The organism is Ruminococcus flavefaciens 007c (assembly GCF_000571935.1).
GTDB classification, from domain to species: Bacteria; Bacillota; Clostridia; order Oscillospirales; family Ruminococcaceae; genus Ruminococcus; species Ruminococcus flavefaciens_F.
Genome location: NZ_ATAX01000024.1, coordinates 22,736 through 35,251, shown reverse-complemented (window position 1 = coordinate 35,251; position 12,516 = coordinate 22,736). Strand labels below are relative to the sequence as shown.

The window sequence follows — 12,516 nt, the reverse complement described above, 5'->3', positions numbered from 1 at the left end:
TCCCAGGCTTATTTTTTACCCTACAACATCACAGGACGTAAACGCCGCCTCTTCTTCACGTATGAAATATCCACGTGCAGAACTGCAAACAGGACATTCGGCAGGAGGCTCGCTCCCTTTATGAATATGACCGCAGTTCAAGCACATCCAGCATTGTTCGGTATCATTGCTGCGAAAAAGCATATCAGCCTTATAAAGTCCGGCGTAATACTGAAAACGTGCTCTGTGGATATTTTCTATCTCAGCGATCATACTGAATTTCTCAGCTGCTTCTGTAAAACCTTCTTCTCTTGCAATGCGTGCAAAATCAGGATAGACCTTACTGAATTCCTTATCCTCTTCATTTGCCGAAGCGTCAAGAAGCTGCTGAATCTCATCAAATACATCAGCGGGAAAACCTGCAGAAATATCAACAGTACTTCCCGAGCCAGCCTTCATAAGCTTCCAGAACACCATTGCATGACGTTCCTCCTGTTCGGCTGTAAAGCGAAACATTCTTTCAAGCCCGATAAGCTTCTGCTGCTGTGCAATGAGTGCTGCCTGATAATATCGCTGCCGCGACTGACATTCTCCTGCAAAAGCTCGCATAAGGTTTTTTCTCGTCTGACTTTCATTATAGTTCATCTGCATGATATTACCTCCTTTTGGAAGTATTATACCCACGCAGATAATTGTTTATTCACTTATCAGTCATCAAGGATCGTATAACGATACTTCATAATATTCTCAGGATCCTTCAGACGGATATTCTGGATATGTCCGCACTGAGGACAAGCATCACAAATCACCTGACTTCTCTTCGGTTTCAACTTCTTTTCTTCACCTTCAGGATAAAACTGTACAAGATATGGTGAAACAAGCGTACCGGAAACAACCTTAGCAGCACAGTATTCACATACTTTATCCATAAAATGCCCCCCTAATGATTTATATATAGTATTATATCACTTTCTACATACTATGTCAATAAAAAGGGCGGACTTTACGTCCGCCCAATAATGAATTCAGCTTTTAGTCATATTTCATTGACTTTTCTCTTAACATAAGATGTATGGAGAACCTCATGTGCCTTGTGGCTGCCGGGCTTCTCAAAGAATTCCTCATATACCTTCTTGATAGCAGGATTCTCATGAGACTGTCTGAGAGGCATAGACTTATCAAGGTTATAGAGAACCTTAGCTCTTTCCTCTCTGATATCAACAAAGTTTCTGATGCCCATGGGAACCTGAGGCTGACCGCCGCCGTTTACACAGCCGCCGGGACAAGCCATGATCTCAATGAACTGAGCATCACACTTACCTGCTCTGATATCGTCAAGAACCTTTCTTGCATTAGCAAGACCGCTTGTAACAATTACCTTTACCTTATTGCCTGCAACGTCATATGTTGCTTCCTTGATATCCTTTGTACCACGAACCTCGGGGAGATCTGTTACGTTCTCGCCTGTGAGTGTATATACAGCTGTTCTGAGAGCAGCCTCCATAACGCCGCCTGTAGCACCAAAGATAACAGCAGCACCGGTTGAGATACCGAGCGGATCATCAAACTTCTCCTCGGGAAGTGAATTGAAGAGGATACCTGCACGCTCGATCATTCTGCCCAGCTCACGTGTTGTAAGAGCGTAGTCAACATCAGGTACGCCAGCTGCGTTCTGATCAGGTCTGCCAATCTCGAACTTCTTAGCTGTACAAGGCATAATTGATACCATAACAAGATTCTTGGGATCAATCCCCATCTTCTGAGCGTAGTATGTCTTAGCTGTTGCACCGAACATCTGCTGAGGTGACTTACAGCTTGAAAGGTGATCGAGAAGATCAGGATAGTAGTGCTCACAGAACTTGATCCATCCTGGTGAACATGAAGTGATAAGAGGAAGTGTTCCGCCGTTTGAGAAACGATCGAGGAACTCAGTAGCCTCTTCCATGATAGTAAGGTCAGCAGCAAAGTCTGTATCGAAAACCTTATCGAATCCGAGTCTGCGGAGAGCAGCTGCCATCTTTCCTTCTGCATTTGTACCGATAGGATTGCCGAAGCACTCGCCAAGACCGGCACGAACAGCAGGAGCTGTCTGTACGAGAACTGTCTTCTCGGGATCTGCGATAGCTGCCATAACTTCCTTGGTATAGTCCTTCTCTGAGAGAGCGCCAACAGGACATACTGCGATACACTGTCCGCAGGATACACAGCTTGTCTCGCCGAGGCCCATATCAAATGCAGAACCGATATATGTCTTGAAGCCACGCTCGTTAGCACCGATAACGCCGATGCCCTGTGTCTTTGCACATACTGCTACACAGCGGCGGCAAAGAATACACTTGTTGTTATCACGATACATATGGGGAGCAGAATTGTCAACCTCATACTCGTTCTTAACGCCGTCGTAAACTGTAGCATCCTCAACGCCATAGTCCTTAGCGAGCTTCTGAAGCTCACAGTTGCCGCTTCTTACGCAGGAGAGGCACTTTCTGTCATGAGTTGAAAGAATGAGCTCAAGAGTTCTCTTTCTGGACTCGATAACCTTGGGTGAGCTTGTAAGGATCTCCATATTATTGGAGCAGGGATATACGCAGCCTGCAACAAGACGGAAGCCTCTGCCCTCGTTAACCTCTGTAACGCAGATACGGCAGGCACCGATCTCATTGATCTCCTTCATATAGCAAAGTGTAGGAATTTCAAAGCCGGCCATGTGAGCAGCTTCAAGAACAGTAGTGCCCTTGGGGACTTCTAATTCAACACCGTTGATTTTTACTGTAATATTTTCCATTACTATTCCTCCGCTTACTTCTTGATGATTGCCTTGAACTTACATGTAGCGATACAAGCTCCGCACTTTACGCACTTATTCTTGTCGATCTCCATTGCAGCAAGCTTCTTGCCGGGTGCAATGTAGTCTGTTCTTGTGATAGCGGAAGCAGGACACTGCTTAGCACACATACCACAACCGATACACTTATCCTTTTCGATCTCGAAGCTGAGGAGGTCCTTACATACGCCAGCAGGACACTTCTTATCAACAACGTGAGCGATATACTCATCACGGAAGCATCTGAGTGTGGAAAGAACAGGATTAGGAGCAGTCTGGCCAAGACCACAGAGTGAGTTAGCCTTTATATGGTAAGCAAGTTCTTCGAGCTTATCGAGGTCCTCAAGATTTCCCTTGCCCTTTGTGATCCTGTCAAGTATCTCCCACATTCTCTTTGTACCGATACGGCAAGGAGTACACTTACCGCAGGACTCGTCAACAGTGAATTCAAGGAAGAACTTAGCGATATCAACCATACAGTTATCTTCGTCCATAACGATAAGTCCGCCTGAACCCATCATTGAACCGATACCGATGAGGTTATCGTAGTCGATTGGAATATCGAAGTTTGAAGGATCGATACATCCGCCAGAAGGTCCGCCTGTCTGAGCAGCCTTGAACTTCTTGCCATTAGGGATACCGCCGCCGATCTCCTCGATAACGGTACGGAGTGTTGTTCCCATAGGTACTTCAACGAGACCGGTGTTCTTGATCTTACCGCCGAGGGCGAATACCTTGGTACCCTTTGACTTCTCAGTACCCATTGATGCAAACCATTCTGCACCGTTGAGGATGATCTGAGGAATATTAGCATATGTCTCAACATTGTTGAGGATAGTAGGCTTCTGGAAGAGACCTTTTTCAGCAGGGAAAGGAGGTCTCGGACGGGGCTCACCACGGTTGCCCTCGATAGATGTCATAAGAGCTGTCTCCTCACCGCAAACGAAAGCGCCTGCACCGAGACGGAGGTCGATATCGAAACAGAAGTCAGTGCCGAAGATGTTCTTACCGAGCATTCCGGTCTCACGTGCCTGCTTGATGGCAATATTAAGACGCTCAACAGCGATAGGATACTCTGCACGAACATAAATGTAACCCTGTGTTGCGCCAATAGCGTAACCGGCGATAGCCATAGCCTCAAGTACAACATGGGGGTCGCCCTCGAGTACGGAACGATCCATGAATGCGCCCGGGTCACCCTCGTCAGCGTTACAGCAAACGTACTTCTGGTCAGCATCGGGAACGATATTTCTTGCAAGTTTCCACTTCATACCTGTGGGGAATCCACCGCCTCCACGTCCGCGGAGACCAGAATCAAGGATAGTCTGGATAACGTCCTCAGGAGTCATTGTTGTAAGAACCTTGCCGAGAGCCTCATAACCGTCACGGCCTATGTACTCGTTGATGTTCTCAGGATTGATAACACCGCAGTTTCTGAGAGCAACACGCTTCTGGTTCTTGTAGAATGAAGTATCGTCGAGAGCCTTGATCTCATCGCCTGCTACTGTTTCCTCATAGAGGAACTCCTTAACAGGGGTACCGCCGATGAGATGCTCGTCAACGATACGTGAAATCTCTTCTACCTTAACGCGTGAGTAGAATGAGCCCTCGGGATATACGATCATGATAGGACCGCGCTCGCAAAGTCCGAAGCATCCTGTCTTAACGATCTGAACTTTATCTGTAAGTCCCTTTTCTGCGAATTCCTTTTCAAGCTCTTCAATGATCTTGGGAGAGCCTGAAGAAGTACATCCTGTACCGCCGCAGACAAGGACATGTCTTTCATATTTTGAAGAAGCATTGCCATGTGTTCTGAGAGCAACTTCGCCCTTCATGCTGTCTCTGACAACCTTGAGTTCTTCAAGAGTCTTCATAAGTTAACCTCCTAAATGGTAATGTTTGGAATTAAGCGTATTTTTCGATGATCTTATCAACGTCGTCAACAGTGAGACGGCCGTAAACGTCCTCATTTACTGTGAGAACAGGTGCAAGTCCGCAGGCACCGATGCAGCGGCAAGCGTCAAGTGAGAACTTACCGTCAGGTGTGCACTCGCCTCCGCCTATTCCAAGCTTTTCCTGGAGCTTATTGTAAATATCTCCGGAACCCTTAACATAGCAAGCTGTACCAAGACAGACAGAAATAGTGTATTCACCCTTTGGATAAAGAGAGAACTGAGCATAGAAGGTTACAACACCATAGATCTTCTCAAGCGGAATACCTGTGTTGTCGGAAATAATTGCCTGAACCTCAATTGGAAGGTAGCCGTAGATTTCCTGAGCCTTCTGAAGGATAGGCATCAAAGAACCCTTATCGTTCTTTTTTTCCTCGATAACCTTGAGAAGCTCAGCCTCCTGCTCGGGAGTACCCTTGAAGGGAACAGTTGATTTAGCTGAATTCATTTAATGGACCTCCTTATTTTAGCTGTGAAAAATGTAACAATGTCATATATAAAATATAGATGAGACAAAATATCACATCTCACATATCTTTAATATTATATCATATATAATAGAAAATTTCTATCTCCAATTTAGCCTAATTAAAGCCTATATTACTGTGCATTTTACACAATAATGCACATTTTTATTTTTCATATAAACTCAACATTTACAAGTGTCAATGTTGTTGGTTCTTCTCTATTATTTCTATTCCGGAGCACTACATTAAGTTAATGTCAATGTATGAATATTTCTTTAATAAAATATAATTATTTCCTACTAAAAGTTGTTAAGGAATACATATGCGATTCCGTAATACCGTTCGAAAGTTTCTCATTTATTGCCATCATCAAAAAGCCTTTATTGAAGTTAAAGAAAAATACATATTTACTAAAAGTTCGTTTTTTATATTTTTCAAAATTTATTGACAAATCTCTTTTCCTATTGTATATTATTTTTATAACATACAAATAAGCATCATATATTGCTTATTTCACCTTTTTCCGCGAATGTCCTGCACTGCATTCCGCGGAAAATTTCAGTCGCTTCGGCAAAGGAGTCAATTATGAGTTTACCAAATGATCCGGTTATCCTTCTGAGTTATATAAATACTCTTCTTCGTGATGAATATCCTTCTTTTGAAGAGCTATGCAAGAGTCTTTGCGTTGAACAGGATTATATATCATCTAAGCTGGGCGGCATAGGATACTTTTACGATCCTAACGCAAATTCATTCAAATAATGTCTTTTTGAGACGATTGATCGGTGCAAAAGCACCGGATGGGAGGGCTTATGAAACACTTATCAAAATCATTTTTTGCATTGAGCACATCAGCGGTCATTGCATTCTGTTCCTTCAACAGCGGATTTGCAACCGGAGCTGATACAGAAGAAAAGACTACTTGTACAATCCATTACGATCTCAGCGAGGAAGGCGTTTACATTCCTGCTGACGAAGACGGCAACGTCCCCGAACTCACAGACATCGAAGTAAGACCTAATTCATCGGAATTTATTACTAATATTGTCCCCGAAAGAGAAGGCTATATTTTCAGTTGCTGGTCAGCAGATGATATAGTTGGTTACAATGCAACCGACGTTTTCCGTGTAGGTGAAAGTGATATGACCTTTAAACCTGTATGGGTCGACGAAGAGGACACTGTTTTTCATAAGGTAACCTTCAGAGTTGAAAATGACGGTGTTATTGATACAGAAGCCGAAAAAAGTGTTCCGCCTAAAAAATTCCTTAAGGGACGCTGCGTTAATGTTCCCATTCAAGTCTTTCCTAAAGCCGGCTACAAACAGATCGGATGGAAATATAACGACATGGAGTTTTTTGTAGGCACTAAAGTCATTGTCCATGATGAAGATATGATTTTCGAAAGGAACCTCAAGAAGCTCTATAATCTTATCTATTCCGTCGGTGACGCCGACAGAATAAACGGAGCAACTTCACAGACATATGAGATCGCAGAAACACTTTCCACCGAACTTCAGGCAACCGATCGTTTCTCAAGAAACGGCTTTACAATCGAAAGCTGGCACTGTGAAGAGGACGGAAAAGACTACGAGGCACTCTCCACTTTTACAATGCCTTCCCACGATGTTCATATGTTCCCTAACTGGAAGCCTATAAGATATGTTGTAGTTTTCAAGCCTACCTCTTCTACTGCCGACTACATCAAGGTTCCCGGATATACCGATACTTCAATAATAGCACCGGAATGCACTGTATCAAATGAAGGTTTCGTATTCGGCGGCTGGCAGAATGGTGATACTATTGTTCAGCCGGGTGAGGAATATGTCATAAAGGGAGCAGCTCCGGGACTTGGCATTTCCTTCAAGGCAATATGGAATGCGCAGGGTTCTGATATAACCACTACAACATCTACTTCAACAACAACAACAACTACTACTACTTTTTCTTCTTCTACTTCTTCAACCACAACTTCTGATACTACCACATCATCTACTACTTCATCTGAGCCGTCAACTACCATATTCTACGGTGACGCCAACTGTGATGAGAATGTCGATCTTGCAGACGCTATACTCATCATGCAGTCTCTTGCTAACCCCAACAAGTATGGAATCGAAGGTACTGATGAAAAGCACCTAACATCTCAGGGCAAGCTCAACGGCGATGTTGATCCCTCCACAAAGGGACTTACATCAGACGATGCACTAGCAATACAGGAATATCTTCTCAAAAAGATAGAATCACTTCCTCTTGTTATCAAGGAAAAATAAAACAGACTGCCGAAGCAGTCCTTAATAAATAAGCTAACCGAGGGTATATTCAAAAAGCCCTCGGTTTTCTGTTTAAATAACTCCAAGTCCTTCGAGAAGAAGCTTTACGCCTATAAGCACAAGTACAGTTCCGCCTGCAAATTCAGCTTTCTTTTCATATTTACTTCCGAATTTATGGCCGATAAATACGCCCAATAGCGAAAGTATAAATGTAATTATTCCGATAACCGATACAGAAAAAATCAAATTCGTCTTTTCAGCAGCAAATACTATACCTACCGCCAAAGCATCTATACTTGTAGCTATCGCAAGAATAAAAAGTTCCTTCAAATCAAGCTTGTATTCCTTGTCATTCACTTCATTTTCATCGCGCTTACAAGCTTCCAATATCATTTTTCCGCCAATAAAGGCAAGCAATCCAAAGGATATCCAGTGACTGTAAGAGCTTATTATCTTTTCAAAACGGCTTCCGAGGAAATATCCTATCACAGGCATAAGCCCCTGAAATACGCCGAAAAACAATGCAGTTATTACGCCGCCTTTCATATTGAGCTTTTTCATAGAAAGTCCCTTACAGACCGAAACAGAAAAAGCATCCATTGCCAATCCCAAAGATAACAAAAGTAATTCAGCAATACCCATAAAAATACCCTCTCAAAAAAAATCGGATACAAAAGTACCCGAACGATGTCAGCATACAGCAAAAATCCGTATGCAGACCTCATTATCCAAGGCGAACTCGTACCGATAAAATCGATACGTCTGCTTTCCGCATAACTTGCGGTTAAGCTCCGCCTCACACAACAATGGTTATTATACATTATATTGATACGGAAGTCAACTGATTCATGTTAGCAGTCAATAATCTTATAAAGCAAAGCTCATAATGTAATCATCCATAACATAGCCGCAGCCAATATCTTTCACAGTCTCTTCTATCACTTTAAATCCTATCTTTTTATAAACAGCTATTGCATGATCGTTATGTTTATTTACTGTAAGATATACTTCTGTATTTCCGTATTCCCTGGCTGTGTCAAATACATTTTTCAGCATCAGGGATGCAATCCCTTTTCCTCTCTTATCCTTTCTCAAGTAGAGTTTACTCAGAAACAAGCGTTTATCCTTTTCGGGCTTTACTCCAATATATCCACACAGCTCATCATTTTCACGAACTGCATAATAGCTGTAATCTTCATTAATGATCTGCCTGGTCATCGCATTATATGATTGAAACATCCCGACCATATAATCGATCTGACCTTCACTTATTATATCAACAAAGCATTCATGCCATATTTCAGATGCCAGCTCAGCAATTTCTTTAAGCTCGGTATCATTGCTCACTATCCTTATGGTTACAGACATAAAACTTCTCCTTATAAAAAATGAAGAATAAAGATAATATCTCTATTCTTCATTTTCTGTCGTTATTATTCTTCTTCCGGCATCTCCCAGTTATGATATACATTCTGTACGTCGTCGTTTTCCTCAAGATGTTCAAGAAGAAGATTCATCTTCTTGATATGCTCCTCATCTGTAAGTGTTGTATATGTAGACGGGATCATTTCAGTCTCAGCAGAGATAACATTATATCCCTTGCCTGTAAGGCCTTCACGGAGAGCGTGAACACTCTCAGGAGCACACTCGATCTCAACAGTCTCCTCGTTGATATCAAAGTCCTCTCCACCGAATTCAAATACATCCTCCATGACCTTATCCTCGTCAAGACCTGTGTTCTCAAGGATAACGATACCCTTGTTTGTGAACATGAAAGATACGCAGCCGATAGTACCGAGATTACCGCCAAACTTATCGAAATAGTGACGTACCTCACCTGCTGTTCTGTTACGGTTGTCAGTAAGGCACTCTACGATAACAGCAACACCATTAGGACCATATCCCTCGTATGTTATGTTCTCGTAATTGTTCTTATCACCGTCTCCTGCTGCCTTCTTGATAATACGGTCAATATTATCGTTAGGAACATTATTAGCCTTTGCCTTAGCGATAAGATCACGAAGTTTCGCATTGTTGTTAGGATCGGGACCGCCTTCCTTAACTACAACTGTGATCTCACGGCCGATCTTTGTAAAGATCTTACCCTTTGCAGCATCGGTCGCCTCTTTTTTACGCTTGATATTATTCCATTTTGAATGACCTGACATAGTTTTACACTCCTATCTGTTCATTTTCAATTATATTTGAATTTATAATAACTTCAAACAGTTCTCTGACGCGTTCGTTTTTACCTGTAAGGAAAAGATACCCAAAAAGGCACTCAAGCGCTGTCGCTCTTCGGTATTCAGCTGCATCGGCATGCTTTGGAACGGTATTTCCCGTAGCATTCCTTCCCCTTTTAAGTATTGCAGTTTCATGCTCTGAAAGCTTTTCCGACACTATATCATAAGCCTTTGACTGGAACTCAGCACATACAAGCTTAATCTTTGCAGAATGAAGCTTTGCAACAGGCATATTAGCTTTCCGGAGAAGAAATTCTCTTACAAGTGTATCATAAACGCTGTCTCCAAGAAAAGCCAGAGTCAGCGGACTGTATGAATTAGCTTCACGCTCAGTCAATATCTCTCTGTTCATATCAGTTTACAAAGTCGAACTCAAAGCCTTCAAGGCTTACGGTATCGCCCTCCTGTATACCCATTTCTTCAAGCTTTGCAATAATTCCGCTGTTAATAAGTACTCTCTGAAAATACTGAAGCGATGAATAATCATCAGGATCAACAGTACGCATTATAGGCTGTATCCATGGAGCATCGACGTAATACACATCATCTTCAACGGTTATCTCAAACTTCTTGTCCACACCAAGCATTTCATTAAGCTCTTCCTGTGGAATAGGTTCAGCTTCAAATTCCTTTATGGGAGGCAGGGTATCAAGAACTTCGGAAACCTTATTTATCAGTTCTGAAGTTCCCTGCGTGGTAGCTGCTGATATACAGAAAAATGGTATATTCTTTTCCTCGATAAATTCACGGAATTTTTCGATTTGTTCCTCAGAAGCCATATCACATTTATTGGCAGCAACGATCTGAGGTCTCTCCGCAAGCTCGGCATTGAACTTAGCAAGCTCAGCATTTATAACGTCAAAATCATCACAGGGATCTCGTCCCTCGATGCCCGAAACATCGACCACATGAACTATGAGACGACATCTTTCAACGTGTCTGAGGAACTCATGCCCGAGTCCGACACCGTCGCCGGCGCCCTCTATAAGTCCGGGGATATCTGCCATTACAAATGATTTTTCTTCATCGACTCTTACAACACCGAGAACAGGAGTAAGAGTTGTAAAATGGTAATTTGCTATCTTTGGCTTTGCGGCGCTTACAACAGAGATAAGTGTTGATTTACCAACATTAGGGTATCCCACAAGTCCTACATCGGCAAGAAGCTTCAGTTCCAGTGTTACCTCAAACTCCTCACCGGGATAGCCGGGCTTTGCAAACTTAGGTATCTGACGGGTAGAGGTTGCAAAGTGAACATTGCCCTTTCCGCCCTGTCCGCCCCTTGCTAGAACTTTGGGTTCATCTGTTGACATATCTGCCATTATTCTTCCGCTTTTCGCGTCACGAATTACAGTACCTCTCGGAACCTTTATTACAAGCGGCTGTGCGCTTTTTCCCGTACAGTTTCTACCGCTGCCGTTCTCACCGCGCTCTGCCACATATTTTCTTTTATATCTGAAATCTATCAAGGTCGAGAAATTATCATCGACCTGAAAAACGACATCTCCGCCGCGTCCGCCGTCGCCGCCGTCGGGGCCTCCTGCCGCTACATACTTCTCACGGTGAAAGGACACCGCACCATCGCCGCCGTCACCTGCTTTGATCTTTATCCTCGCCTGATCAACGAACATTTCCGACCTCCGTTTCTAAAGAAAAATCCCAAGCTAATGCTCGGGATTTATTGTCACGTTATGGCTGTTACTGCTCAATCTCGTAAACAGAAACCTTCTTACGGTCACGGCCGTAACGCTCAAACTTAACCTTACCGCTTACTGTTGCGAATAATGTATCATCTGAACCGATACCAACACCGTTGCCGGGATGGATATGTGTACCTCTCTGACGAACGAGAATGTTGCCTGCCTTAACGAACTGACCGTCTGCTCTCTTTACGCCAAGTCTCTTAGCCTCAGAGTCACGGCCGTTCTTAGTAGAACCAACACCCTTCTTATGAGCGAAGAACTGCATACTGATCTTTAACATACTTACACCTCCGAAATAATGATTTTGATCGTGTTTGGGAACTCTTCCAGTATAGCCTCTAAATGCTGTTTAAGCACATACAGCAAACGATTGGAAATATCTCCATCGTTCTTACATATACATTCGATGATATTATCACCTATGCTGACTTCAGACTCACAGCCCAATTCTTCAAGAATGTTAACTGCAAGCTGAACTGCTGAAGAAACAGCCGCACAGGCAACATCTTCACCTGCTTCAGCATAACCCGAATGACCGCTGAATTTGAATCCTGTCAGATTTCCCTTCTTTTCATAAAATTCTGCGCGGATCATGATCAAGCCTTGATAGCTTCGATCTTTACCTGAGTGTAAGGCTGTCTGTGTCCCTGCTTCTTCTTCTCACCCTTCTTGGGCTTGTAAGTGAAAACAGTGATCTTCTTAGCCTTGCCGTTCTTCAGAACCTTAGCGCTTACTGCTGCACCATCAACATAAGGTGTACCGATTTTAAGTCCATCGTCTGCTCCGAGAGCAACTACCTTATCAAAAGTAACTGTCTCATCAGCCTCTGCTGCAAGCTTCTCGATGAAGATAACATCTCCCTCGTTTACCTGATACTGCTTTCCGCCGGTTTCAATAACTGCGTACATATTGTGGCACCTGCCTTTTCAATAAACTCGCTGTTACAGGCGCTGAGATACAGCTTTAAGAGCCTGTTTACAAGCGGCAATAATATTTTATCACAATCATAAGGCTTTGTCAAGCATTTTTTTGCAATATTCCGAAAAAACTTTCCTTGGATACGTATTATAAAATGCTA

At 43.0% G+C, this 12,516-nt stretch carries 15 protein-coding genes; 2 read left to right on the top strand and 13 right to left on the bottom strand.

Annotation, left to right across the window (positions count from 1 at the left end; all coding sequences use genetic code 11):
• Nucleotides 1–15: 15 nt before the first annotated feature.
• The 5 genes from RF007C_RS08075 to RF007C_RS08055 all read right to left on the bottom strand — a co-directional run bounded on the left by RF007C_RS08075 (nt 16) and on the right by RF007C_RS08055 (nt 5,203).
• Nucleotides 16–630, bottom strand: coding sequence for a rubrerythrin family protein (locus RF007C_RS08075; protein WP_037299025.1), 615 nt, complete (start codon nt 628–630; stop codon nt 16–18).
• A gap of 56 nt (nt 631–686) precedes the next feature.
• Nucleotides 687–908, bottom strand: coding sequence for a hypothetical protein (locus RF007C_RS08070; RefSeq protein WP_019678583.1), 222 nt, complete (start codon nt 906–908; stop codon nt 687–689).
• A gap of 107 nt (nt 909–1,015) precedes the next feature.
• Nucleotides 1,016–2,764, bottom strand: coding sequence for an NADH-dependent [FeFe] hydrogenase, group A6 (locus RF007C_RS08065; protein ID WP_037299023.1), 1,749 nt, complete (start codon nt 2,762–2,764; stop codon nt 1,016–1,018).
• A gap of 14 nt (nt 2,765–2,778) precedes the next feature.
• Nucleotides 2,779–4,638 carry an NADH-quinone oxidoreductase subunit NuoF gene (locus RF007C_RS08060; protein ID WP_051456604.1) on the bottom strand — a complete coding sequence of 620 codons (1,860 nt, stop codon included), beginning with the start codon at nt 4,636–4,638 and terminating at the stop codon, nt 2,779–2,781.
• A 70-nt stretch (nt 4,639–4,708) separates the two neighbouring features.
• Nucleotides 4,709–5,203 carry a complex I 24 kDa subunit family protein gene (locus tag RF007C_RS08055; RefSeq protein WP_019678580.1) on the bottom strand — a complete coding sequence of 165 codons (495 nt, stop codon included), beginning with the start codon at nt 5,201–5,203 and terminating at the stop codon, nt 4,709–4,711.
• Between the two features lie 604 nt (nt 5,204–5,807).
• On the opposite strand from RF007C_RS08055, the gene RF007C_RS16965 reads away from it, so the two are divergent.
• Nucleotides 5,808–5,984 carry a DUF4250 domain-containing protein gene (locus RF007C_RS16965; protein ID WP_019678579.1) on the top strand — a complete coding sequence of 59 codons (177 nt, stop codon included), beginning with the start codon at nt 5,808–5,810 and terminating at the stop codon, nt 5,982–5,984.
• Nucleotides 5,985–6,034: 50 nt separating this feature from the next.
• Nucleotides 6,035–7,492: a dockerin type I repeat-containing protein gene (locus tag RF007C_RS08050; protein WP_037299019.1), complete on the top strand. Its 1,458-nt coding sequence runs from the start codon at nt 6,035–6,037 to the stop codon at nt 7,490–7,492.
• Between the two features lie 72 nt (nt 7,493–7,564).
• Here the strand turns inward: RF007C_RS08050 and RF007C_RS08045 are convergent, their stop codons facing one another.
• From RF007C_RS08045 to rplU, 8 genes are all read right to left on the bottom strand, one after another.
• Nucleotides 7,565–8,134, bottom strand: a complete 570-nt coding sequence (locus RF007C_RS08045) for a manganese efflux pump MntP family protein (protein WP_037299017.1) — start codon at nt 8,132–8,134, stop codon at nt 7,565–7,567.
• A gap of 225 nt (nt 8,135–8,359) precedes the next feature.
• Nucleotides 8,360–8,860, bottom strand: coding sequence for a GNAT family N-acetyltransferase (locus tag RF007C_RS08040; protein ID WP_037299015.1), 501 nt, complete (start codon nt 8,858–8,860; stop codon nt 8,360–8,362).
• A gap of 65 nt (nt 8,861–8,925) precedes the next feature.
• Nucleotides 8,926–9,660, bottom strand: coding sequence for a YebC/PmpR family DNA-binding transcriptional regulator (locus RF007C_RS08035; protein WP_019678575.1), 735 nt, complete (start codon nt 9,658–9,660; stop codon nt 8,926–8,928).
• A gap of 4 nt (nt 9,661–9,664) precedes the next feature.
• Complete coding sequence (locus RF007C_RS08030) at nt 9,665–10,087, bottom strand: Mini-ribonuclease 3 (RefSeq protein WP_019678574.1); 423 nt, start codon at nt 10,085–10,087, stop codon at nt 9,665–9,667.
• A 1-nt stretch (nt 10,088) separates the two neighbouring features.
• Nucleotides 10,089–11,366: a GTPase ObgE gene (gene obgE, locus RF007C_RS08025; protein ID WP_037299013.1), complete on the bottom strand. Its 1,278-nt coding sequence runs from the start codon at nt 11,364–11,366 to the stop codon at nt 10,089–10,091.
• A gap of 67 nt (nt 11,367–11,433) precedes the next feature.
• Nucleotides 11,434–11,718, bottom strand: a complete 285-nt coding sequence (gene rpmA / locus RF007C_RS08020) for a 50S ribosomal protein L27 (protein WP_019678572.1) — start codon at nt 11,716–11,718, stop codon at nt 11,434–11,436.
• Nucleotides 11,719–11,720: 2 nt separating this feature from the next.
• A complete protein-coding gene (locus RF007C_RS08015; protein ID WP_037299011.1) occupies nt 11,721–12,032 on the bottom strand; it encodes a ribosomal-processing cysteine protease Prp in 312 nt (103 codons plus the stop codon).
• Between the two features lie 2 nt (nt 12,033–12,034).
• Nucleotides 12,035–12,346 carry a 50S ribosomal protein L21 gene (gene rplU, locus RF007C_RS08010; protein WP_019678570.1) on the bottom strand — a complete coding sequence of 104 codons (312 nt, stop codon included), beginning with the start codon at nt 12,344–12,346 and terminating at the stop codon, nt 12,035–12,037.
• Nucleotides 12,347–12,516: the final 170 nt, after the last annotated feature.